This is a genomic window from Meridianimaribacter flavus, from assembly GCF_004366715.1.
GTDB classification, from domain to species: Bacteria; Bacteroidota; Bacteroidia; order Flavobacteriales; family Flavobacteriaceae; genus Gaetbulibacter_B; species Gaetbulibacter_B jejuensis.
In genome coordinates, this window is the sequence record NZ_SOQZ01000009.1 from 39001 (window position 1) to 61624 (window position 22624).

Sequence of the window (22624 nt, forward strand, 5' to 3'; positions counted from 1 at the left end):
ATTACTATTTACAAATTTTAAAAACCAAACTCATGAAAAAAACAATACTATTTCTAGCTTTAATCATCAGTTTTTCAAGTTTTTCGCAAAGTATGTGGAAAAAAGAAGCTGATAGATATAAACAAAATGGAATAAAAGAAGTTAAAATCTACTTGTTGGATCTTGAGCATCAAAATGAAAAAAGATTATGGGATTGGGAGCTTTATGACAAAAATGGACGTATGATTGAGAAAAAGCGATTTCAACCCAATGGAACCTTAGAATCTCATTACAAGTTTGAATATCCTAATGATGCATCCCGAATTTTAATTTCATATAATTCCAAGGGAAAAGAAATTAAGCGAGTAGACCAAGAATTTGACTTATCTGGTGATAAAATCCCACAGAATCAATACAGTAAAAATGGTGCTTTTGAGTACGAATATAACAAAGCAGGTGACATTACTAAAGTTTGGAGAGTTAAAGACAATCCTAAACGACTTCAAACTGAAAACGTATATGATGAAAAAGGATTTTTAATTGAAAGCAAAAGCTTAGTGTTCACAAATAATCAAAAAAGCAATTACATATCCACAAGTACCTACTGTGTGGATAACACTGGAAATATTTCAAAAATAACTACAGAAGCCAATGGAACAATAACCAGTGTCGCTATTTATGAATATGTAAAACATAAGAACTAAACCATGAAAAAAGTATCCTCAGTAGAAGAATATATAGAAGTCAATAGCCATTTTAGTGATGCCTTAACCTTATTGCGTGACCTTATAAATTCCACCCAACTCAATGAAAGTTTAAAATGGAGTGCTCCTGTGTATTCCCTAAACGGCAAAAATGTTGTGGGTTTAGGTGCTTTTAAACAGCACTTTGGTATTTGGTTTTTTAATGGTGTGTTTCTTAAGGATGAACAACAACTACTAGTTAATGCTCAAGAAAAAACAAAAGCTTTACGACAAATGCGTTTTGAGTCTATTGAAGATATTGACAAAGCTGCTGTATTAGCCTATGTAAAAGAAGCTATAGAAAACCAAAAACTTGGTAAAGAATTAAAACCAGAACGTAAAGGTAAAACTGTGGTTATCCCAAAAGAACTAAGTACAGTTTTAAAAGCCAATGGTGAGCTTAATACTAGTTTTAAAGCTTTAACTCCTGGTAAACAACGAGAATACTGTGAGTATATTGAAAGTGCTAAAAGAGAAGCTACCAAACAAACCCGATTAGACAAAATTACACCAATGATTTTAAAAGGTGTTGGCTTACATGATAAATATAAGAATTGCTAATTGGTGTTTGGTGTTTAGTGTTTAGTGTTTAGTGTTTAGTGTTTAGTGTTTAGTGTTTATAATAAATACATAAAAAAACTCCGAAGGATTACTTCGGAGTTTTTTATTTTATACTGTTTAAGCAAGTTACTTAGTAGTTGCAGGAGCATTTAACTTTTTGCTCATTTCCATTGAAATGGCAGAACGTTCAAACTTTATTTTTCCTGCTAAGGTTTCAATGACACAGCTATTGTCTTTGTCGTTTAATTCAACAACTTTACCGTGCATACCACTTTTGGTAATAACCTTATCTCCTCTTTTTAATTCGCTTGCAAACTTTTTTTCCTGTTTAGCTCGTTTCATTTGAGGTGCAATCATAAAGAAATACACCACAACAAACATGGCTATAAAAGGTAAAAAACCAGAAATTCCTTCCATTAATTATTAGTTTACTTGCTTAATACTTGCACTACCTGCTGCTTTTTGAGGAGCGTTTGGATCTGGCTCAATAAAAGCTTTAATTTTAACTTGCTCTGAACCTTTTTCAGTATTTGTAGTTAAAGTAATAGTTTTAGTGATTTGGTTTTTTCCTTTACCATTGAATTTTACAGTAAATTCAGATGACTCACCAGGAGCTAAAGGTTCTCTACTCCAATCTTGAGGTACAGTACATCCACAAGTACTTTTAATGTTACTAACTACTAATGGTGCTTTACCTGTATTAGTATATTTAAATTTTGTTTCAACTGGAGTTCCATCAACTATGGTTCCAAAATCGTGTTCTGCTTCTTCAAAAGAAATCACTGGAAGTTCACCAGCAACTGCATCTCTTTCAGCAGCTTGAGCTACATTTTCAGATTTCACTTTGCTTGCTGCATCTTCCTTACATGAAGTAAAAGCTACCATACATAATGCGCTTAAACTTAAGATCACTTTTTTCATAGGGTTAAATTTTTAAAAATTATTATTTAAATGTTTTACATTTTTCAGCAGATAAAGGTACTAATAATTTCTTATTACATCAATCCTCTGCCTATTTTATTTAGTTTCCCGTCGGTTTTGTATTCTTTAACAATTTTGTCTAAAACACCATTTATAAAGATGCTACTCTTAGGTGTTGAGTACTCTTTAGCAATCTCTAAATACTCATTTATAGTTACTTTAACTGGAATAGATGGAAACTTTTGAAACTCACAAATTGCCATTCTTAACAATACCGAATCTAAACTCGCGATACGCTCAGCATCCCAGTTTTTGGTTTTGTTTGTTATTTCGTCGTTATAAACAGTAGTGTTTAAAACGGTTTTTTTGTACAACTCTGTAGCAAAATCTTTATCGTCTAAATCTTTGTACAAGCTTGGTGTAAAGAATGCTTCTGGAGCATCTGGCTTACATTTTTTAAGCAACTTTAATATGCTAGTGTTTACTATTGGTAAATCATCTACCCAAGTAAGCTTTTTGTCTTCAAAGTAATCAAATAGCTTTTCGTTAGGCGCTATGATTTCAGTAAACAAATCAACTATTACAGCTTTATCTTCATTAAAACTAGAAGTTTTAGTAGCCATATAGTCTTTGTAGATTTTACTTTCTAAAATGGCTTTAAAAATGATTTCGATGTACTCAAAATCTAAATACCAATAGTTTAGTTTACGATTTTCTAGTTCGTCCTTTAGGGTTTCGTTGTCTCTTAAAGCACAAAGTATACTATTGTTTACAAACTTTGAATTAGGATTTTTTTCTTCTTGTGTAGCTAAAAACTTCTTTTGTGTTTTGTCTAAGTGGTCTTCAGCTCTTTTTTGAACTTCAATAAGTAATGATAGAATAGCCAAGTACAAATCGTACATACTATCTAAACTTTGAAGCAGGAATTTTTCATCTTTTTTGAGGTCAGAACTTTCTGAACCATTAAATGCATAAATGGTTTGCATGACCTTGATACGAATATGTCTTCTGTTAAGCATATTATAAAGAACGTTAAAATTAAGAGGCGAAAAGCTTTACCTTTTCGCCTCACAAAAATAGTATTATTTATTCATTACCGAAACTAAATGCTGGTAACTGTTAAATTATTTTGCGTTTTCTCTTTTTCTAGTCTCGATACGCTCTTGAGCGATATCTAAAGCAGCTCTGTTGGTTGTGATACCATCGTGTTCTGCTTTTTTAAGAATTTCTAAAGTGGTATTGTAGATATTCTCTGTTTTACGCATAATTTCTGGTTTTCCGTAGTTTTCCAATTCTGCGTAAACATTAATAATTCCACCAGCATTAATTAAGAAATCTGGAGCGTACACAATACCTCTTTCTTGAAGTATTTTACCATGAACCTCTTCAATCTCTAATTGGTTGTTTGCTGCTCCTGCAATTACTTTAGCTTGTAATTTATGAATAGTATCATTGTTTATAGTAGCTCCTAAAGCACAAGGTGCATAAATATCCATAGTTTCACTATACAAATCGTTACCGTTGTAAATAGTTACACCATATCTGTCTCTAATACTTTCTAAACGCTCTTTACTAATATCACTAATAGTTACGTTAGCTCCTTCGTTAACCAAATGCTCTACTAAAGCTTCACCAACATTCCCAATTCCTTGTACAAAGATGGTTTTGTCTTCTAAAACATCTGAACCAAACTTAAACTTGGCAGCTGCTTTCATTCCCATAAATACACCATAAGCTGTAATTGGTGATGGGTTACCTGCTCCTCCAATACTTTCAGAAATTCCAGTTACGTAAGGTGTTACTTCTCTTACTGTATCCATGTCTGAAGTTTCCATACCTACATCTTCAGCAGTAATATAACGACCACTTAAAGAGTGAACAAACTCACCAAACTTTTTCATAAGTTCAGGAGTTTTTTGGGTTTTAGCATCTCCAATAATTACTGCTTTTCCACCACCAAGGTTTAAACCAGTAATTGCCGATTTAAAGGTCATACCTCTAGACAATCTCAACACATCGTTAAGTGCTTCCCACTCGTTGTTATAATTCCACATTCTAGTTCCACCAAGTGCTGGACCTAAAACTGTGTTATGAATTCCAATTATTGCTTTTAAACCAGTATCTTTGTCGTTGCAAAACACAACTTGCTCGTGATTGTCAAAAGATACTTGACCAAAAACAGGATCAACCTTTGAAAGTTCTTTAGAACTTATGACGTCTGATATCATTATATTTTTATTAATTTTATAGCTTTTTTAGTTTGTCTAAAAACAGCGTGCAAAAATAACTTAATATTAAAGTATTCGCAAAATTATCCGACTAAAATTACATAGTAACGATTATTAAATCTTTGCAATCCTTAAATGAAAGAATTACAACATCTCAATAAATACTTTTATAAATACAGATACAAACTTCTATCAGGAGTTATAATTACTATAGTTGCTCGTATCTTTCTATTGTTTACACCAGAGCTTGTAGGTTCATCGGTTGATGTTATTGATGAATACCGAAAAGGCATTATTACTGATATGGCTGTTGTAAAACGAGAACTTCTCATCAACATTCTTTACATTGTTGGTGCTGCGGTTATTGGAGGCATTTTTACGTTTTTAATGCGACAAACCATTATCAATGTATCAAGATATATTGAGTTTGATTTAAAAAACGAAGTTTATCAACAGTATCAACGCTTGTCGTTAGACTTTTATAAATCCAACAGAACAGGCGACCTTATGAGTCGTATAAGTGAAGATGTTGGTAAAGCTCGTGAATATGCAGGACCAGCAATTATGTATAGCATCAATACGCTAACATTATTTGTTATTGCCTTGTTTTTAATGTTTAAGTCTGCGCCATTACTAACACTATATACTATTATTCCACTACCAGTTTTATCCTACCTCATTTATGTTTTAAGTAAAACCATACATAAACGTAGTACAATTGTACAAGTATGGCTTTCAAAATTATCAACCTTTACACAGGAATCGTTTAGTGGTGTTAGTGTTATAAAGTCGTATGGTATTGAAGAGCAAGTAAATGCTGATTTTGACACCTTATCTACCGAAAGTAGAGAGAAAAACATAAACCTTACCAAGGTACAAGCATTGTTTTTTCCTTTAATGATTTTTTTAATTGGATTAAGTAACATCATTGTAATTTATATTGGAGGTAAACAATATATCGATGGAGAAATTGAAAGTTTAGGTGTCATCGCTAAATTTATTATATATGTAAACCTTCTTACTTGGCCTGTTGCAACTGTAGGTTGGGTAACTTCAGTAGTACAACGTGCTGAAGCTTCTCAAAAACGTATAAATGAGTTTTTAAAGCAAGAACCAACCATAAAAAACAAAACACAAGAGCATACTACTGTTGAAGGAAATATTGAATTCAGTAATGTATCTTTCACGTATCCTGACACCAATATTGAAGCATTAAAAGGCATTAGTTTTTCGCTCAAAAAAGGTGAAACTCTTGCTATACTTGGTAAAACAGGATCAGGAAAATCAACTGTTTTAGACCTTATTGGTCGTTTGTATGACATCAATCAAGGTAGTATTACTATTGATGACAAACCTATTGATATGCTCAATCTTAATGATTTAAGAAACAGTATAGGTTACGTGCCACAAGATGCTTTTTTATTTTCTGATACCATTAAAAACAATATTATGTTTGGTAAAGAAAATGCTACTGACGAAGACGTTATTAATGCTGCAAAAAATGCTGATGTACACAAAAACATTAAAAAGTTTAGCAAAGGATACGATACAGTTTTAGGCGAAAGAGGTATAACGCTTTCTGGTGGTCAAAAACAACGTGTTTCTATTGCTAGAGCTATTATAAAATCTCCAAAAATTTTATTGTTTGATGATTGCTTATCTGCTGTAGATACTGAAACTGAAGAGAAAATACTTAAAAATCTTAGTAAAGTTTCAGAAGGTAAAACCACAATCATAGTAAGCCATAGAATTTCTTCTGCTAAAAACGCTGACAAAGTTATTGTCTTAGATGATGGTAAAATTATTCAATCTGGCTCACATGAAACACTCTTAAACTCTGACGGTTACTACAAAGAGCTCTATTTAAAGCAGCTTACAGAAAAAGAAATATCATAATTTGTTGGTTACTATTCTTTTTTTTTAGATTTTTGAAACGTTAACATAACTAATTTATTAATTTAAAATCTATGAGTGACCACGGAATGATGGAAAAAGAAGAAATTTTTTCTAAAGTATTAAGAGCAGGAAGACGTACTTATTTTTTTGATGTGAGAGCTACTAAAGCAGGAGATTACTACTTAACAATAACTGAGAGTAAAAAATTCACTAATGACGACGGTTCTTTTCACTACAAAAAACACAAAATCTATTTATACAAAGAAGATTTTGCTGAGTTCAATGAAATATTAAATGAAATGACCTCATACATCATCGACGAAAAAGGGGATGAAGTTATAAGCGAGCGTCATCAAAAAGATTTCAAAAAAGACGATTACAGCAATGCTGATATTGAAGAAGGTGGAGAAACTATAAATGTTTCTAAATCTACAGAAAGCTTTACAGATGTGAACTTTGAAGATATATAAACACAATATCTTTTGTTAAAATACATTAAACCGTTACTAATACAGTAGCGGTTTTTTTATATTTATACACTAACACAATCCTTATGAAATTTTTATACTCACTCCTCTTTTTTGTTTTAGCATTTAACCTACAAGCACAAACCAATTTAGACTATTATTTACCACAAAACACAACTTATAATCCTGTTATACCTACACCACAATCGGTAATTGGGCACGAAGTTGGCGAATGGCATGTAACACATGATAAACTTGTGCAGTATATGTATGCTTTAGCAGAAGCTTCAAATAGAGTGCATATAGAAAATATAGGCTCTACTTATGAAGACAGACCTTTACTCCTACTTACTATAACTTCTCCTGAAAATCACAGTAATCTTTCAGAAATACAGAACGCTCACATTGCAGCTACTGAAAGTAACACTGTAAGTACTGCAAACAGACCAATAGTAGTGTATCAAGGGTTTTCAATACATGGTAACGAACCAAGTGGTTCTAATGCTGCGCTTTTGGTTGCTTACTATCTTGCTGCGGCAGAGAGTGATGCTGTAAAACAGCTATTGAATGAAAGTGTTATTTTGTTTGATCCTGCTTTTAATCCTGATGGTTTACAACGCTTTGCCTATTGGGCAAATACCAATAGAGGTAAAAACTTAAATCCAGACCCAAACGACAGAGAGTATCGCGAAGTATGGCCTGGTGGAAGAACCAACCACTATTGGTTTGACATGAACAGAGATTGGTTACCAGTTCAGTTACCAGAATCGAGAGCGCGAATTGCTACATTTCATAAGTGGTTACCAAATATTTTAACTGACCATCATGAAATGGGAACTAACTCTACCTTCTTCTTTCAACCAGGTATCCCTTCGAGAACACATCCTTTAACACCTAAATTAAATCAAGAGCTTACCAAAAAAATTGGAAATTATCATGCTAAAGCTTTAGATAAAATAGGCTCATTATACTATACCGAAGAAAATTTTGATGATTTTTACTATGGAAAAGGATCAACTTTTCCTGATATAAATGGAGGAATTGGTATTTTGTTTGAACAAGCCAGTTCGCGAGGACATATACAAGAAAGTGCTAACGGATTGTTGACTTTTCCGTTTACTATAAGAAATCAATTTACTGCTGCTTTATCTACTCTAGAAGCTGCTGAAAGTATGCGAGAAGAATTATTGACCTATCAGCATAATTTTTATAAAAACGCACGAGAAGAAGCTGCTAAAAAAAATGGTAAAGCCATTGTGTTTGGTGACGAAAAAGATGCTGCAAAAACCTATCATCTAGCTGAAATTTTAAAACGCCAAAACATAACTTTTTACGATATAAAATCTGATTTTAAAGCCAATGGAAAATCGTTTAAAAAAGGCTACAGTTATATTGTTCCTAAAAATCAAAAAAACACACGTTTAATTAATGCAATGTTTGAAAAGCGAACTACATTTACCGATAGCTTGTTTTATGATATTTCGTCATGGACATTTCCTTTAGCTTTTAATGTAGATTATGCTGAAAATGTTTCAACCTCATACTTAGGAGAAGAAGTTACTCAACTCACTATGAAACCAGGAAAGGTTACAGCTAAAAGTAACTATGCTTATCTGATGCAATGGCATGAATACTATGCTCCAAAAGCACTTAACGCTATTTTAAAATCTGGTATTAGAGCAAAAGTTGCTATGCAACCTTTTTCATTACAAAACACTGATTATGATTATGGAACCATACTTATTCCTGTTCAAAATCAATCTAAAGATGCAGATGAGTTGTATTCGTTTTTAAATGAAATTGCCAAAGAAAGTCATGTAACTATTGATCCTGCTTCAACAGGACTTACCGAAGGAATTGATTTAGGTAGTGGTAAATTTAGAACTTTGGAACAACCTAAAATAGCACTAATCGTTGGAGATGGCATCACTTCATATGATGCTGGAGAATTGTGGCACTTATTTGACCAACGCTTTGATATGACTGTAACAAAACTAGACACAAGGTCTTTACAACGCACCAATCTTGATCGTTACAATACTATAATTTTACCAAGTGGATCTTTAAATGGTGCTGATGCTAAAGCTTTAAAAACTTGGGTGGAAAATGGAGGAACTTTAATTGGTTACAGATATGCTTTACGTTGGTTGAACAACAACGAATTTTTAAAACTAAACTTTAAAACTGTAGAACGTACTGCAACAAACATTTCGTTTGAAGAACGTAGTGATTATAATGGTGCTCAGGTTATTGGAGGAGCCATTTTTGAAACAAAATTAGATCGTTCGCATCCAGTGAATTTTGGTTATAAAAATGATAAGCTAGCAATGTTTAGAAATACGACGTTGTTTGTTTCAGCTGATAAACAGAGTTACAACAACCCGATTCAATACACAAAAAACCCTTTGTTGAGTGGTTATATTTCACAATCTAACCTAGATAGTTTATCGTTAACAGTTCCTTTTAAAGTACAACGTTTAAGACGTGGTAATGTGGCAGTTTTTACAGACAACACTAATTTTAGAGCGTTTTGGTATGGTACAAATAAGCTGTTGTTAAATACTATCTTTTTTAGAGAGCAACTATAGTTTAACTGAAAAAAGGGCTATTCCTAAAACAAAGAGAAACCAAGATATTGCTAGTTTAAAACTCAACATTGATAATAAAACAACAACTATTACCATGTAAATTGGCACTAAAGTTATAGCAATAGCAAAACGAAAGGTGTCTATAAATTCTGCTTCTTTGATTTTTGGTTGTATTGCGAACTTCCAAATGAGGTAAGGTGGAAATAGATGAATAATTAAAAGCAGTTTAAAAAACGATTTAAAGATTGAAAATCGGTTAGGTTTTGCTGGTTTACAATTTTCAAAATGACTAGCTATACAAGCATTAACGCTTATAGGTTGTAAAAAGTCAACTTGTAAATCATTTAATGTCTTTATGTCGTTTTCATAGTTTGCTTCTGGGATATGAGTGGTAAGCTCACAAAGTTGATTAAACACTTTTGCTTTTAGAGCTTTAGTGCTTTCATCTACACTTTTTATAACTTCAGAAGTCACTAAAATTGGAGCTCCAAAGTTTAATGATACACTGCTACCAAAATATGTTGGATTGGAGTAATTAAAACCTACAGGAAGCATTTTAACTTGTAACTCAGGATTATGCTGTAACGCTTCAAAAACCATTCTAGTAAACCCTTTGCTCAAAGGTCTAACACGTCGTTTTAAGCTATGATTTCCTTCAGGAAAAACAGTAATGGCTTCTCCTTTATTCAATAAATTAGCACACATTGAAAAAACCGAATTGTTTTTAGAAATATTGCTCCAACCATCTCTAACCCTATACACAGGAAGCATCAATAAACTCTTTAAAATGCTTGCAATCATTTTCTTTTTAAATACACTTGCTCGCGTTAAAAAGTACGAGAAACGTCTACTTTTTACAGCAATTAATAGCGCATCCAATAAGGCATTTTGATGGTTTCCCAAAAATAAAATAGCTCCATTTTTAGGCACATTTTCAGCGTGTACAACTTTAATGGTCTTGAAATAAAAGAACAAGCCCAAACTTAAATAAGCCCTAACAATATGCAACCATAATATTTTCAAACTGCTGTTGCTTTAGAAGGTTTGTAAGACCAAAAGAAAGCCAATAATAACCCTGAAACAATATGCCAAATTCCCCAGAAGGCTGCCATAATAGCCATACCTCCTAACCCACTAAAAAAGGTAAAGATGAGTAACAATCCTAACCCTGAGTTTTGGATTCCTGTTTCAATAGCAATTGTTTTTTGATCTCTAAATGTTAGTCTGAATCCTTTAGCTATTAAAAACCCTAAAAGTATTGCTAATAAATTATGGGCAATCCCAATGAGAAGCACGTAATGTATATAGTTATTAAAGACTTCTAGATTATTTGTAAAGGCAATAACCACAATTGCAGCAAATACAAGTATTGATATAGGTTTTAACAGTTTTGATAATCTATCAGCTAAGGCTTTATTTTTGTACCTTAAAAACATTCCTAAGACTAAAGGTATTCCAAGAATTAACAAGACTAGTTTTACCAACTGAAATGGTTGTAGCTGAACACTTTTTAGTATTTCGGCAGTTGGCTGATATAAGTTTCCGTAGAGTTGAAAATTAATAGGTGTAATCACAATAGCCATCAATGTTCCAAAAGCTGTTAAACTCACTGATAATGCTGTATTCCCATTAGCCAAATGCGTCATAAAGTTTGATATATTTCCTCCAGGACATGCAGCTACCATCATCATTCCTAAGGCAATACTAGGTTGTGGTTTTATGCAAATAATAATCAAAAACGTTAGTAATGGTAAAGCTACAAATTGAGACAATAGCCCTACCAATACTATTTTTGGCTGTTTTAACAAACGCTTAAAATCACTTACTGAAATGCCTAAAGCCACACCAAACATTACCACAGCTAAGGCTAGGTTTAAAACCCAAAGCTCATTACTATTAAATTGTATTTGTACGTCGTCTAGCTGCTTTATCATATTAGGCTACTGTTTCGCCATTTTTTACCTTTTGTTCGGGATTTAATAAAATGACATCCTTTCCATTAACAGCTCCCAACAACAAACATTCACTCATAAAGTTTGCGATTTGCTTTTTTGGGAAGTTAACTACGGCTAGAATTTGTCGGTTAAGCAATTCCGATTTTGTATATAATGTTGTAATTTGTGCGGAAGACTTTTTAATACCCAAATCACCAAAATCAATGGTTAATTGGTATGCTGGTCGTCGTGCTTTAGGAAAATCATTAACCTCAATTATGGTTCCCACACGAATATCCACTTTGGAAAAGTCTTCAAAAGTTATTATAGTATTATCCATAGGTTAAAAATACGTTATAAAACTAAAATCACAAATAAATGGCAAGAACTCCATCAAATATGTTACCCTTAGGAACCAAAGCTCCATATTTTAAACTACAAGATAGTGTAAGTGGTTTGCAAATGTCACTCGATGAATTAAAAGGTGTTAATGCTACTTTAATAATGTTTATATGCAACCACTGCCCTTTTGTAAAGCACGTGAATCCGCAATTATCTCAATTGGCAAAAGATTACATTTCTAAAGGTGTAAACTGTGTTGCCATTTCCAGTAATGATATTGAAAACTATCCACAAGACAGACCTGAACTTATGAGAAGTAATGCCATTGAGCAAGACTTTATTTTCCCATATTTATTTGACCAGACCCAAGCAGTCGCCAAAGCTTATGATGCTGCATGCACTCCAGATTTTTATGTATTTGACAAAGATTTAAAATTAGTTTACAGAGGACAACTAGACGACTCTAGACCAGGAAATGACATTGAAGTTACAGGTAGTGACATTAGAGCTGCTCTAGATGCGCTTTTAGCTCAAAAACCTATTAATGAGCTGCAAAAACCAAGTATAGGCTGTAATATTAAGTGGAAGTAGTAGATAAAAAAACATAACAAAAAAAAAGGCTATCAAAATATTGATAGCCTTTCGTCTTTCTCATAGCAATTTTAACCAAAAGTTAATCAAAGAAAGATTTAGTTTTTATAAAGATATACTGAAGATGCAGCAGCTAAACTATTGTTTAAAACAGGTGCTATATTTCCTCCTGTACCAATATTATTAAATGCTAAAATACGTCCACCATTATTACCAGCTTCAGCAATATAAACTGTTTCTGTTTCACTATCATAAGCTACATCAACAGGGTTACCTAGCATTGTTGCACTACCAGCAACTCTAATTTGTTGACTCATAGCCAATGTTCCTCCATTAGACACACCATTAAACTTAGATGTAAAGTTTTCAATAATATGAAACCCTCCATCATCTTGACCATTCATAGCCGAAGCAATATCTGTCATTACCATAGTATCTGTAGCAGCATCATAAGTTAAACCGTGTGTTCTTACAATACCTTCAATAACTACTCGCTTTGATGCTGATAACATAGCATCAGTAGTGTTAGATAAAAAGTTTGTAAATACTGCTAACTCACCTGTAGCATCAACTACAGCATATAAATCGTTGTTATAAAATGTAATTCCCCAAAGTTTAAAATCGGTTGTAATTACATTTCTTAAAGTAAAACTACTTCCGTTTTTAGAATAGATATACAATCTACCATCAGGAGTGTTGGTGTCACCATCAACATCAGCATTATCAGCCACAACATAAAAATTTCCATTTACAGCAACCTCTCTAGGACTAGACATATCTTGAGTTCCCATAATATCTATACCTACTGAAGTGCCACTAGTAATAGTTGAAATATTAGTCACACCTTCTAATCCTAAATTAGAACGTGAAGCCTGAATAACTGCATCATCAGATTGATCATAGTAAATACCATCAGCCGCTACAGAAGTTGTAATAAGTGTTTTTGTAGTAACGTTACTTCCATCAGTAACATCGTAAATGTTTATGTTTCCATCAGAATTATTTGAAGCTAATAAATATACTGACGTTTCCATTGGAGGATTACTATTGTCATCATCATCACTACATGAGAAAACAAAAGTTGACAAAGCAGTGATTAAGACTACTAATTTTAATGAATTAAATCGTTTCATGTGTTTAAAATTTTATTGTTATTAGTATACCTACGTAATTTTATAAAGAGCGGTTTTAAAATTTTTTAAAAAATTAAAGATTACATTTACTAAAGCTTAAAACTGATTGTATGCAACACACAATAGAAACATTTTATAAGGCATTCAATAACCTAGATGCAGAAACCATGGTGTCTTGTTACCACGACGATATTACTTTTGAAGATCCTGCTTTTGGAGTGTTACAAAAAAACAGAGCAAAAAACATGTGGCGAATGCTTTGTGCTTCACAAAAAGGGAAAGACTTTAAAATTGAATTTTCAAACATTGAAGCTAATGAGCAAACTGGTAAAGCGCATTGGGAAGCCTATTACACTTTTAGTAAAACAGGTAGAAAAGTACATAATAAAATTGATGCTGAGTTTGAATTTAAAGATGGAAAAATCATACGCCATATTGATACATTTAATCTTCATAAATGGTCGCAGCAAGCTATGGGTTTTAAAGGCTTTTTATTGGGTAGTACTGGGTTTTTCAAAAAGAAACTACAACTGCAAACCAATAAATTGTTAGATAAATTTGAAAGTAATGTTAATTAAAAAAAAGCTACTCCATTTACTGTGAAGTAGCTTTGAATTAATAGCAAAAACTGTTTCTTTTTAGGGACTTGAATAGTTTACTTTATGTTTCAGCTTGACTATTGCTTAGTTATATTCAAATTTTATGCCAAAACTAAGAGTATTCAGGCTTCTTACCTACTACACCTTTGTAAAAATTATGCATAAACTCAAAGTCAGCTTCCATATTATCAGTAGGATAAAACGGTTCTGAAATTCTATTCTCTTTCTTACCAAAATCTAGTGTAAACATAATAATAGGTACTTTGGCTTCTTTAGCTATGTAGTAAAAACCTGTTTTCCATTTATCTACTTTTTTTCTGGTACCTTCTGGAGCAAGAGTCATTCTAAACTCTTCTTTTTGAGCAAAAAGTTTTGCAATAGCTTCAACTTTATTTTCTTTAGTTTGTCTATCAATTGGAGCACCACCAATGGCTTTTAAGTACCAACCAACAGGACCAACAAACAATTCTTTTTTAGCTATAAAATTGGTTTTTATATTTAAAACCTTACGAAGTAAAACACCTATATAAAAATCATGCCAACTGGTATGAGGTACAGCAATAATAATTGCCTTTTTTACTGTATCTCTAGACATATTAACATTACCAACTACTTTCCAGCCAAGGAGTTTAAAATATATAAATTTGGCTAGCCAACGCATATTACATCTTTTCGTATAGAGCCCTTAGTTTTTCTCTGGTAATGGTTTGTTTCCAGTTTTTTCCTAAAGCATTTTCCCATAAAGGTTCTAGGCTAATTGCAACGTCTATCATAGTATCAAATTGCTGTTCGTCAAGATTAGCACAAAGTCCTTGAGGAAGTTTTATATCAAACTTCTTTTTCATTTTTTTAAACAAAGCAACACCTTCTGGATAAAATTCTTCTAAATGGTCAAAAACAATACAATTTCCTATACCATGTTTTGTTCCTAATAAGAAAGATAATCCATAACTCATAGCATGAGCTACACCTACTTGAGAATAGGCAATACTCATTCCTCCATGCCATGACGCCATCATAAGTTTATCTTGCGATTCTTCTTCAGATAAATCATTATCTAAAAATATTTCTTTACAAAGCTCAAAAGCCTTTTCTCCATAACTTTGACTAAACGCATTTAAGTATGTACCGTTAAGCGATTCAATACAATGAATATAGCAATCCATACCTGTGTAAAACCACTGTTCTTTAGGAACATCTTTAGTAAGTTCGGGATCAAGAATAACTTGGTCAAAAGGTGTATAATCAGAGTTTATCCCTAGTTTTTTTTCTGGTCCTGTAAGAACAGTCGTTCTAGAAACTTCGGCTCCTGTACCTGAAATTGTTGGCACACCTACATGATATATTGCTGGATTTTTGACTAAATCCCAACCTTGGTAATCTCTAGATTCTCCCTCGTTTGTAAGCATAACAGCTACTGCTTTAGCAAGATCTAGCAAAGTTCCTCCTCCAATACCAATAATCCCTGAAGGTCTATCTTTGTGGGTTAGTATAATTTGCTCAACAAGCTCATCAACTTGGGACGTTTTTGGTTCTTCTTCTGCAGAAATATAAATTAACTGATCGTCATATGCTAAAGGAATACGAGAGTTTAACCATGCATCTCCTTTAAACACATCATCTACCAAAAATATAAATGGTGCTCTAGTGTTCAACCGCTTAGGCGAAATAATATCTGCCAACTGATTAAAACAGCCTCGTCCAAAAACTACTCTGGACACCATTGGATAATTTTTATAACTCATTTATTTTTATGTCTTTAACAAAAGTAATAACAAACTTTGTATTACCTAAGTATTTAAATTATTTTGAAACTTTTCAGCAAATAAACCTACATGATAACCGTCTATCAATGCATGATTTACATGTACTGAAACATTCATTATCAACTTACCATTAGTTTCTTCGACTTTTGAAAAAGCCAATTCAGGAATTGATTCTAATTGACCTGATGAAGGCTCTTTATGTCCTGAAAAACTAAACCATGGCAACGCAGAACAATGTATACAATCCTGACCATTTAAAGGTGGATACAATTCGTCTGAGTTTTGAATGCGCTCTTTTTCTTTATTGAAATTAATTACAAATTGTTCTAAATTTTCATTAAAAGTGATGTATGAAAACCCATAAGTATTATCTTCTCTAGCTATAGTTGCAGAAGCGTGAATAACATCAAAATCTACTACTTTATCATCGATAATACGATAACGAAAATTATCTACCGCATTTATAGCTTTCATACAATCGTGTAAATATTTCACAAAAAAACTTACATTTTGTGCTTTAGAAAATTTATATGCTTTGGTAACATCAAAAGGTATTACAACACCAAAATAAGGGTCTTTAAGTTGCCTAAAATGTGTGTAAAGTCTTTTTCTATTCCAAGATTCTATATTAATTTCTTTCATCTAAAGTTCTTCTAAAATGTGAATTAGACTTTCAACAGTTTTATACCCTTTACCATTAGCCTCTTTACTAGAAACAGTTTCATGTTGCCAAGTTGTATGAAATGGCACATGAATAGCTTGAGCTTTAATATTTACCAGTGGTAAAATATCGGATTTTAACGAGTTACCAACCATTAAAAACTCTGAAGGTTTAATATCTAAATGGTTTAATAATTTAGAATAGTTAGCTTCCTGTTTATCACTCAAAACTTCTATATGATGAAAATATTTTGTTAATCCTGATTTTTCTAGCTTTCGTTCTTGATCTAGAAGATCACCTTTTGTTACTAAAATCAATCGATAATTTTTTGATAACTCAACTAAGGTTTTTTCAACACCTTTCAATAATTCTACAGGCTTGTTGAGCATATCTTTACCTATTTTCAGTATGGCATCAATTGTAGCGTTAGACACATCATTATTAGATAACTCTAAAGCCATTTCAACCATAGAAAGTACAAACCCTTTAACTCCATAACCGTATAATGGAAGGTTTTTCATCTCCATTTTAAACAGTTCTTGGTCAATTTTATTAACAGTTTCGTACTGAGATAGCAGTTTTGCGAATTCCATTTCGGCATCCCTAAAATAGGTTTCGTTTACCCAAAGTGTATCATCAGCATCAAAGCCAATAACTTTTATGTTACTATAGTTTACTTCCATAAGCGCTTTGCTCTTTCAAGATCTTCAGGTGTATCAATTTCAACACCTTCCACAGTGGTTTCAACCATTTTTATTTTTTTACCATATTCCAAATACCTGATACATTCAATCTTCTCGGTAGCTTCAATAAATTGCATTGGTAATTTTTCAAAATCTAAAAGTGCTTGTTTTCTAAATGCATAAATACCTTTATGTTTAAAATACCTAGCTCCTGCTTCTTTATCTCTTGGATAAGGAATTGGGCTTCGCGAAAAGTATAATGCAAAGTTATTTTGATCTACAATAACCTTAACTGTATTTGGGTTGTTTATCTCATCCCAATCGTGTATTTCAACCATTAATGAGGCTAAATCAATTTCCTTTTTATCGTCATGTTTAAAAACCTCAATAACTTTTTGTAAGCTTTCGCGTTCAGTAAATGGTTCGTCTCCTTGAACATTTACAACAATATCCACATCTAAGTCAGCAACTGCTTCAGCAATCCTATCACTTCCTGATTGATGCTCGCGTTTACTCATTATGGCTTTTCCTCCATTATTGACGATTTCATCAAAAATAATTTCGCTATCGGTTACTACATAAACATCATCAAAGAGATGTGTAGCTACTGTAGCTTCGTATGTTCTAAGTATTACTGACTTACCTGCTAAATTTTGCATAAGCTTAGCAGGAAAACGTGATGCACTGTAACGTGCTGGAATCATTGAAATTATTTTCATAAATGGAAAGTCGAATTTCTTTTCAAAAATAAAACTTTTAAGGGATAATTAAGGTCTACTTGGTTTAATCTTTTTGTAAACTTTGAATATTACATACATTACCACAATAACAAGAATAAAACCTATAATTGGTACAAATACAGACAAAATTGACATTACTACTGATGTTCCTGTTTCTACAGTTGATACTACAGGATTAGCAAAACCAGCTGTGGATACTGTTGAGGTTAACCGTGTTGCTCCTGCTGTACTTTTTATGGCTGCAGCAGTTCCTCCTCCTGCAATAATTGCTAAAGCCCAAGTTATTACTGGACTCAAATCGGCTACTGTTGATACCATAACTGCTGTTCCTGCTACAGTTGCCAACGGAATTGCGATAGAGTCTAATAAATTATCTACATAAGGAATATAATACGCAGTAATTTCTACCAAAGTTGCAACACCCAATGTAATTACTGCTGCTAAACTACCTATCCATTGCCACGACTCATTGAGTTCCCAAAGATTAAAATAAGCTGCTAAGCTAAGTACAAATAAGGGTACAAATACTCTAAAACCAACTGATGCGGCAAGCCCAATCCCTAAGAAAATACTGATAATTGTTTCTACTGTCATTTAGTGTTTTTATATTGATGAAAGCATAAAGCTTGCCAAACTTAATTTTGAAAAAATTCGTCCTTAAAGCCAATAAGATACAACTTTTCTTTGGCTCTTGTAACAGCAGTATACAACCAACGTAAATACTCTTTATCTATTCCGTTTGGAAGATAGGGTTGCTCAACAAATATTGTATTCCATTGTCCTCCTTGAGATTTATGACAGGTAATAGCATAGGAGAATTTAACCTGTAATGCATTAAAATGTTTGTTTCCTTTAATCTTTAAAAACTTTCGGTAGTTAGAGGTTTCGTTTTCATAGTCTTTTTGAACCTCTTGATACAGTCTATTGGAATCTTCATAAGGCAACGAAGGTGACTCAGCATCAATAGTATCTAACAGCAAAACCGTTTCAAAAGGTCGCATTTTTGGGTAATCAACCATTTTTACTTTTACTTCGGCAAAACGAAATCCGTATAATTCTTGAATATTGAAAATTTCCAAAACTTGAATAATATCACCATTTGCAATAAATCCTGCTTCACTAGTAGGTTTAATCCAAAAGTAATTGTTCTTAACCACCATTAAAAAATCGCCAGTTGTTAATTCATTTTCATTAAATAAAATTCTACTTCTTATTTGCTGATTATAAAGATTTGCACGCTTATTACTTCTAACTATAATTGCAGTTTCTTCATGACCATTAGCAGTGTATGAATCATTGATAGCATCCATAATTTCATGTCCATCAACAAGCCTTACAATATCCTTATAGTTTCCTAAATTAAATGTAAAACTCTCATAAAAGCCATCTTGCAAGACTTCTCTTAGCTGTGTGGCATTCTCAAGTATTCCTGAATCTTGTTCTTGTCTTACAACTTCGTCCAATTCAATTGAAGTCACTTTCTTATTGTAGTTTAAATCTAACTGTTCGCCATCTAAAGCAGGACTTAACTCTGATTTTACAGGAGGCAATTGTGCTTTGTCTCCTATAAGTAGTAGTTTACACTTATGTCCTGAATACACATATTGCATTAAATCGTCTAGCAACGAGCCATTTTCAAACAGTTTAGAATCTGCAGGAGCATCAGGAATCATAGAAGCTTCATCCACAATAAAAATAGTGTTGCGATGTTTATTAGGCTGCATTACAAACTTAACACCCCCTGCTTTATCCTTTTTAGGGAAATATATCTTTTTATGAATAGTAAAGGCTTCTTTGCCTGAATAATTTGAAATCACCTTTGCTGCTCTACCTGTTGGTGCCATTAATACAGCACTTTTTTTAGTTTGCCAAAGGTTAGACACTAAAGTTCCAATAATGCTAGTTTTACCTGTTCCTGCAAAACCTTTTAGTAAATAAAGAGCATTAGGAGTATCGTCAAAAACAAACTCAGAAAGCTGTAATAAGACAATTTCTTGCTTACTAGTTGGTTGAAAAGGGAATTTTTGTTTTAAAAGTTTATAAAATTCTGAAGCAGTCATTTTTTTATTTAAGAGTGGCAATATAATACTTATATAACATAGCCTTAAAACATTAATACTAAATTTAAGACTTAATTATGTGAAACAATTTTTATATCTTTCTTTTTTTTAGTCTAATTTTATTTGCATTGGTTTTTGTGAATAAAAAAAAATTGTAGATTTGCGTATCACCTTTAATAAAAAATAAAAATAACTAACTATGTTAACAATAATTATTGCTGCTATAATTGTTATTCTTCTTACGATAGGAATCGTATGGTTGATTGATAAATTTGTACCTAAAAAATTAAAACCTGTAATCAACATTGTACTTTGGGCTGTAATTGCTTATCTAGCCTACTCTACATTTATGTCTGTTTACGGAGAGATTCAATTCAATCAACTAAAAGAAAAACGCTATGCGGTTGTTATTGAAAAACTAAAAGATATTAGAGATGCTGAGTTAGCTCACAGAACTGTAACTGGAAAATTCACTGATAACTTTGATGATTTAGTGAAGTTTATTGACACTGCTCAATATACTATTACTCAACGAAGAGATTCTACTGTTATTGATGAAGAATTAACAAGACGTTATGGTGGAGTAGAAACTACCAAGGATATTGTTATCATTGACACTTTAGGTTTTGTTCCTGTAAAAGATTCTCTTTTTGGAGCTGACACAAGATACAAAACAATGATGAACGTACCAGTTGGTCAAGAAGGCGCTAAGTTTGAGCTTAAAGCAGGAATGTTGGACGAAATTCCAGTATTTGAAGCTAAAGTTGACAAATCAGTAATTTTATTTGACCAAGATAAAAACTTGGTTAAGAAAGAAAAGCAAGTTATTTCGGTTGATGGTGTAAATGGACCATCTCTGAAAGTAGGTTCAATGGACGAAGTAAAAACCATTGGAAACTGGCCAATTAACTATTCAAAAGAGCAATAATCGTTTGAACCAAAATAACATCAAAGAACTGTCCATTCAAATTAGTTTGAGTGGACTTTCTTTTTGTATACTAAACAGAACTTCAAATACTATTGAGCTTTTACAGCATCAAGACTTCAATAAAAAGCTAACACCTTTTGATGTTTTAGAGCGACTTAAAACGCAATTAGAACATAATTCTGATTTTAACTACGCTTTTAAATCGGTATTGATTATCTATCAAAACGAGCTTTCTACTTTAGTTCCTAAAGCATTATTTAATGAAGATAATTGCGCAGACTATTTAAAGTTCAATGCCAAAATACTTAAAACCGATTTTATTTCTCATGAAGTTATAGCTGTTAATGACAGTGTTAATGTATATGTGCCATTGGTTAATATTAACAATTATATTTTTGAGAAATTTGGTGCTTTTGAGTACAAGCACTCATCAACCCTATTAATTGATACATTGCTTCAAAAAGCCACACAAGAAGGTGCCTCTTATTATATAAATGTTTGTCAAAATCATTTTGAAATTATTGTAGTTGAAAATGGTAAACTACTACTCTACAATACCTTTGAGTATAAGACAAAAGAAGATTTCATATACTTTGTACTTTTTACAGTAGAGCAATTAAAATCTGACCCTGAAACTTTACAACTCTATTTTAGCGGACAAATTACTGAAGACTCTGAACTCTATACAATAGCATATACTTACATTAGGCATATTCAATTTATAGATCCAAAACATACTTTTAAATTTGCTGCTCAAAGCAAACCAAACCATAATTACAATCACTTTATAATTTTAAACAGTTTTAGTTAATGCGAATTATATCTGGAAAATTTAAAGGAAGACGAATTTCAGCTCCCAAAAAGCTACCTGTACGTCCAACTACAGATATGGCAAAGGAGTCGTTGTTTAATATACTTAACAATCATTATTACTTTGACGAAGTTTCAGTACTAGACTTGTTTTCTGGCACAGGAAATATTAGCTATGAATTTGCCTCAAGAGGCACTGAGCGCATTACTGCTGTTGATGAAAATTTTGGCTGTATTAAATTTATTAATGAAACTGCTGATGCTTTTGAAATGAACATCACTACCATAAAAAGTGATGTGTTTAAGTTTTTAGAAAAAAACGTTCAAAAGTTTACTATCATTTTTGCAGATCCACCTTATGATTTTCCTGTTGAAGAATTTGCTAAAATTCCGCAGTTAGTATTTCAAAACCAACAATTAGATACTGATGGATTGTTGGTAGTAGAACATTCAAAACATACTGACTTATCACAAATGGAACACTACAGTTATTCCAAAAGTTATGGTGGTAATACTTTTAGTTTTTTCGAAATTCTATCAGACGAAGAAGAATAAAAAACAAAGCCTTTTGAAATGTCAAAAGGCTTGTTTATATAAGTAAATTTATAAGCCGAATTCTGTTACTAACAATGATAATCATGTTAGTATCCCTATCATTTATCTGAGTGTACTGTTACCAACACACTTTAGCTGCCTACCCTCCAACAATCGAGCGTGCAGCCCTCAAACGTTGGTATACATGGCATTGCACCACATAGAGTTTACCTGATTTCACTACAGCATAACCTGTACATTCTTTCTGTTGCACTTTTCCTAACCTCACGGTTGGTGGCTGTTAACCACTATGTTTGCACTATGGTGTTCGGACTTTCCTCCACCTTGACTTTACATCAAGACAGCGATAAGGCAATTTACTTGCAGGCAAAAGTACACAAATTGTTAATAACTACTCTTAAATTCTGAACACAGGATTTAAATTTTTGAATTGAATTTT

At 32.4% G+C, this 22624-nt stretch carries 25 protein-coding genes and 1 other RNA gene; 10 read left to right on the top strand and 16 right to left on the bottom strand.

The annotated features are described in order from the left end of the window. The first annotated feature begins 32 nt into the window (after window positions 1-32). Window positions 33-683: a hypothetical protein gene (locus tag A8975_RS14180; RefSeq protein WP_134201341.1), complete on the top strand. Its 651-nt coding sequence runs from the start codon at window positions 33-35 to the stop codon at window positions 681-683. A 3-nt stretch (window positions 684-686) separates the two neighbouring features. Further along, window positions 687-1283: a YdeI/OmpD-associated family protein gene (locus A8975_RS14185; protein ID WP_134201343.1), complete on the top strand. Its 597-nt coding sequence runs from the start codon at window positions 687-689 to the stop codon at window positions 1281-1283. Window positions 1284-1409: 126 nt separating this feature from the next. On the opposite strand, the gene yajC is transcribed toward A8975_RS14185, so the two are convergent. The 4 genes from yajC to A8975_RS14205 all read right to left on the bottom strand — a co-directional run bounded on the left by yajC (window position 1410) and on the right by A8975_RS14205 (window position 4432). Further along, complete coding sequence (yajC, locus tag A8975_RS14190) at window positions 1410-1700, bottom strand: preprotein translocase subunit YajC (protein ID WP_129761827.1); 291 nt, start codon at window positions 1698-1700, stop codon at window positions 1410-1412. A 6-nt stretch (window positions 1701-1706) separates the two neighbouring features. Next, a complete protein-coding gene (locus tag A8975_RS14195) occupies window positions 1707-2204 on the bottom strand; it encodes a DUF1573 domain-containing protein (protein ID WP_129761826.1) in 498 nt (165 codons plus the stop codon). 74 nt (window positions 2205-2278) lie between these two features. Next, on the bottom strand, window positions 2279-3223 hold the full coding sequence (gene nusB / locus A8975_RS14200; protein ID WP_243832995.1) for a transcription antitermination factor NusB: 945 nt from the start codon (window positions 3221-3223) through the stop codon (window positions 2279-2281). Between the two features lie 105 nt (window positions 3224-3328). Next, window positions 3329-4432 (bottom strand): Glu/Leu/Phe/Val family dehydrogenase, encoded by a 1104-nt coding sequence (locus A8975_RS14205; RefSeq protein WP_134201345.1) that lies wholly within the window; start codon window positions 4430-4432, stop codon window positions 3329-3331. Between the two features lie 135 nt (window positions 4433-4567). On the opposite strand from A8975_RS14205, the gene A8975_RS14210 reads away from it, so the two are divergent. The 3 genes from A8975_RS14210 to A8975_RS14220 all read left to right on the top strand — a co-directional run bounded on the left by A8975_RS14210 (window position 4568) and on the right by A8975_RS14220 (window position 9383). Further along, window positions 4568-6328, top strand: coding sequence for an ABC transporter ATP-binding protein (locus tag A8975_RS14210; protein ID WP_131506565.1), 1761 nt, complete (start codon window positions 4568-4570; stop codon window positions 6326-6328). 71 nt (window positions 6329-6399) lie between these two features. Beyond that, on the top strand, window positions 6400-6798 hold the full coding sequence (locus tag A8975_RS14215) for a PUR family DNA/RNA-binding protein (RefSeq protein ID WP_131506564.1): 399 nt from the start codon (window positions 6400-6402) through the stop codon (window positions 6796-6798). A gap of 83 nt (window positions 6799-6881) precedes the next feature. Next, complete coding sequence (locus A8975_RS14220) at window positions 6882-9383, top strand: M14 family metallopeptidase (RefSeq protein WP_134201347.1); 2502 nt, start codon at window positions 6882-6884, stop codon at window positions 9381-9383. On the opposite strand, the gene A8975_RS14225 is transcribed toward A8975_RS14220, so the two are convergent. From A8975_RS14225 to A8975_RS14235, 3 genes are read right to left on the bottom strand one after another with little or no spacing between them, the layout of a single operon-like run. After that, the gene (locus A8975_RS14225; protein WP_243832997.1) at window positions 9378-10406 is read right to left on the bottom strand and encodes a 1-acyl-sn-glycerol-3-phosphate acyltransferase; all 1029 of its coding nucleotides are present in this window, start codon (window positions 10404-10406) and stop codon (window positions 9378-9380) included. The genes A8975_RS14220 and A8975_RS14225 overlap by 6 nt on opposite strands. Further along, complete coding sequence (locus A8975_RS14230; RefSeq protein WP_134201349.1) at window positions 10403-11317, bottom strand: bile acid:sodium symporter family protein; 915 nt, start codon at window positions 11315-11317, stop codon at window positions 10403-10405. The genes A8975_RS14225 and A8975_RS14230 overlap by 4 nt, the downstream gene beginning before the upstream one ends. 1 nt (window position 11318) lies before the next feature. Further along, the gene (locus tag A8975_RS14235; RefSeq protein WP_129761820.1) at window positions 11319-11657 is read right to left on the bottom strand and encodes a tRNA-binding protein; all 339 of its coding nucleotides are present in this window, start codon (window positions 11655-11657) and stop codon (window positions 11319-11321) included. A 38-nt stretch (window positions 11658-11695) separates the two neighbouring features. On the opposite strand from A8975_RS14235, the gene A8975_RS14240 reads away from it, so the two are divergent. Next, the gene (locus tag A8975_RS14240) at window positions 11696-12250 is read left to right on the top strand and encodes a thioredoxin family protein (protein ID WP_134201361.1); all 555 of its coding nucleotides are present in this window, start codon (window positions 11696-11698) and stop codon (window positions 12248-12250) included. Between the two features lie 98 nt (window positions 12251-12348). On the opposite strand, the gene A8975_RS14245 is transcribed toward A8975_RS14240, so the two are convergent. Beyond that, window positions 12349-13383 carry a hypothetical protein gene (locus tag A8975_RS14245; RefSeq protein ID WP_134201363.1) on the bottom strand — a complete coding sequence of 345 codons (1035 nt, stop codon included), beginning with the start codon at window positions 13381-13383 and terminating at the stop codon, window positions 12349-12351. 110 nt (window positions 13384-13493) lie between these two features. On the opposite strand from A8975_RS14245, the gene A8975_RS14250 reads away from it, so the two are divergent. Beyond that, window positions 13494-13961, top strand: a complete 468-nt coding sequence (locus tag A8975_RS14250; RefSeq protein ID WP_129761817.1) for a nuclear transport factor 2 family protein — start codon at window positions 13494-13496, stop codon at window positions 13959-13961. A 133-nt stretch (window positions 13962-14094) separates the two neighbouring features. On the opposite strand, the gene A8975_RS14255 is transcribed toward A8975_RS14250, so the two are convergent. Genes A8975_RS14255 through A8975_RS14285 form a run of 7 tightly spaced genes read right to left on the bottom strand, consistent with a single transcriptional unit; the run spans window position 14095 to window position 19892 of the window. Continuing rightward, window positions 14095-14643, bottom strand: coding sequence for a 1-acyl-sn-glycerol-3-phosphate acyltransferase (locus tag A8975_RS14255; protein ID WP_134201365.1), 549 nt, complete (start codon window positions 14641-14643; stop codon window positions 14095-14097). 1 nt (window position 14644) lies between these two features. Continuing rightward, entirely contained in the window at window positions 14645-15727 is a 1083-nt protein-coding gene (locus tag A8975_RS14260) for an iron-containing alcohol dehydrogenase family protein (RefSeq protein ID WP_166667480.1), read from the bottom strand. A 45-nt stretch (window positions 15728-15772) separates the two neighbouring features. Further along, window positions 15773-16390: a CatA-like O-acetyltransferase gene (locus A8975_RS14265; RefSeq protein WP_134201367.1), complete on the bottom strand. Its 618-nt coding sequence runs from the start codon at window positions 16388-16390 to the stop codon at window positions 15773-15775. Next, window positions 16391-17092: an HAD family hydrolase gene (locus A8975_RS14270; RefSeq protein ID WP_134201369.1), complete on the bottom strand. Its 702-nt coding sequence runs from the start codon at window positions 17090-17092 to the stop codon at window positions 16391-16393. It lies immediately after the preceding gene. Next, window positions 17083-17811 (bottom strand): 3-deoxy-manno-octulosonate cytidylyltransferase, encoded by a 729-nt coding sequence (gene kdsB, locus A8975_RS14275; protein WP_129761813.1) that lies wholly within the window; start codon window positions 17809-17811, stop codon window positions 17083-17085. The genes A8975_RS14270 and kdsB overlap by 10 nt, the downstream gene beginning before the upstream one ends. 48 nt (window positions 17812-17859) lie before the next feature. Beyond that, window positions 17860-18426 (bottom strand): DUF4126 domain-containing protein, encoded by a 567-nt coding sequence (locus A8975_RS14280; RefSeq protein ID WP_134201371.1) that lies wholly within the window; start codon window positions 18424-18426, stop codon window positions 17860-17862. A gap of 41 nt (window positions 18427-18467) precedes the next feature. After that, window positions 18468-19892, bottom strand: a complete 1425-nt coding sequence (locus A8975_RS14285) for an ATP-dependent RecD-like DNA helicase (RefSeq protein ID WP_131506555.1) — start codon at window positions 19890-19892, stop codon at window positions 18468-18470. Window positions 19893-20091: 199 nt separating this feature from the next. Here A8975_RS14285 and A8975_RS14290 point away from each other — a divergent pair, with 199 nt between their 5' ends. Genes A8975_RS14290 through rsmD form a run of 3 tightly spaced genes read left to right on the top strand, consistent with a single transcriptional unit; the run spans window position 20092 to window position 22185 of the window. Continuing rightward, window positions 20092-20820: a hypothetical protein gene (locus A8975_RS14290; RefSeq protein WP_238155778.1), complete on the top strand. Its 729-nt coding sequence runs from the start codon at window positions 20092-20094 to the stop codon at window positions 20818-20820. 4 nt (window positions 20821-20824) lie between these two features. Next, entirely contained in the window at window positions 20825-21631 is an 807-nt protein-coding gene (locus A8975_RS14295) for a DUF3822 family protein (protein WP_134201402.1), read from the top strand. Further along, window positions 21631-22185, top strand: a complete 555-nt coding sequence (gene rsmD, locus A8975_RS14300) for a 16S rRNA (guanine(966)-N(2))-methyltransferase RsmD (protein WP_134201373.1) — start codon at window positions 21631-21633, stop codon at window positions 22183-22185. The genes A8975_RS14295 and rsmD overlap by 1 nt, the downstream gene beginning before the upstream one ends. 35 nt (window positions 22186-22220) lie before the next feature. On the opposite strand, the gene rnpB is transcribed toward rsmD, so the two are convergent. Continuing rightward, window positions 22221-22548, bottom strand: an RNA gene (rnpB, locus tag A8975_RS14305) — RNase P RNA component class A. Between the last annotated feature and the right edge of the window lie 76 nt (window positions 22549-22624).

Coding starts and splice junctions, on each gene's coding strand:
- A8975_RS14180 (WP_134201341.1), top strand. CDS start 33: ATGAAAAAAACAATACTATTTCTAGCTTTAATCATCAGTTTTTCAAGT.
- A8975_RS14185 (WP_134201343.1), top strand. CDS start 687: ATGAAAAAAGTATCCTCAGTAGAAGAATATATAGAAGTCAATAGCCAT.
- yajC (WP_129761827.1), bottom strand. CDS start 1,700: ATGGAAGGAATTTCTGGTTTTTTACCTTTTATAGCCATGTTTGTTGTG.
- A8975_RS14195 (WP_129761826.1), bottom strand. CDS start 2,204: ATGAAAAAAGTGATCTTAAGTTTAAGCGCATTATGTATGGTAGCTTTT.
- nusB (WP_243832995.1), bottom strand. CDS start 3,223: ATGCTTAACAGAAGACATATTCGTATCAAGGTCATGCAAACCATTTAT.
- A8975_RS14205 (WP_134201345.1), bottom strand. CDS start 4,432: ATGATATCAGACGTCATAAGTTCTAAAGAACTTTCAAAGGTTGATCCT.
- A8975_RS14210 (WP_131506565.1), top strand. CDS start 4,568: ATGAAAGAATTACAACATCTCAATAAATACTTTTATAAATACAGATAC.
- A8975_RS14215 (WP_131506564.1), top strand. CDS start 6,400: ATGAGTGACCACGGAATGATGGAAAAAGAAGAAATTTTTTCTAAAGTA.
- A8975_RS14220 (WP_134201347.1), top strand. CDS start 6,882: ATGAAATTTTTATACTCACTCCTCTTTTTTGTTTTAGCATTTAACCTA.
- A8975_RS14230 (WP_134201349.1), bottom strand. CDS start 11,317: ATGATAAAGCAGCTAGACGACGTACAAATACAATTTAATAGTAATGAG.
- A8975_RS14235 (WP_129761820.1), bottom strand. CDS start 11,657: ATGGATAATACTATAATAACTTTTGAAGACTTTTCCAAAGTGGATATT.
- A8975_RS14240 (WP_134201361.1), top strand. CDS start 11,696: ATGGCAAGAACTCCATCAAATATGTTACCCTTAGGAACCAAAGCTCCA.
- A8975_RS14245 (WP_134201363.1), bottom strand. CDS start 13,383: ATGAAACGATTTAATTCATTAAAATTAGTAGTCTTAATCACTGCTTTG.
- A8975_RS14250 (WP_129761817.1), top strand. CDS start 13,494: ATGCAACACACAATAGAAACATTTTATAAGGCATTCAATAACCTAGAT.
- A8975_RS14255 (WP_134201365.1), bottom strand. CDS start 14,643: ATGCGTTGGCTAGCCAAATTTATATATTTTAAACTCCTTGGCTGGAAA.
- A8975_RS14260 (WP_166667480.1), bottom strand. CDS start 15,727: ATGAGTTATAAAAATTATCCAATGGTGTCCAGAGTAGTTTTTGGACGA.
- A8975_RS14265 (WP_134201367.1), bottom strand. CDS start 16,390: ATGAAAGAAATTAATATAGAATCTTGGAATAGAAAAAGACTTTACACA.
- A8975_RS14270 (WP_134201369.1), bottom strand. CDS start 17,092: ATGGAAGTAAACTATAGTAACATAAAAGTTATTGGCTTTGATGCTGAT.
- kdsB (WP_129761813.1), bottom strand. CDS start 17,811: ATGAAAATAATTTCAATGATTCCAGCACGTTACAGTGCATCACGTTTT.
- A8975_RS14280 (WP_134201371.1), bottom strand. CDS start 18,426: ATGACAGTAGAAACAATTATCAGTATTTTCTTAGGGATTGGGCTTGCC.
- A8975_RS14285 (WP_131506555.1), bottom strand. CDS start 19,892: ATGACTGCTTCAGAATTTTATAAACTTTTAAAACAAAAATTCCCTTTT.
- A8975_RS14290 (WP_238155778.1), top strand. CDS start 20,092: ATGTTAACAATAATTATTGCTGCTATAATTGTTATTCTTCTTACGATA.
- rsmD (WP_134201373.1), top strand. CDS start 21,631: ATGCGAATTATATCTGGAAAATTTAAAGGAAGACGAATTTCAGCTCCC.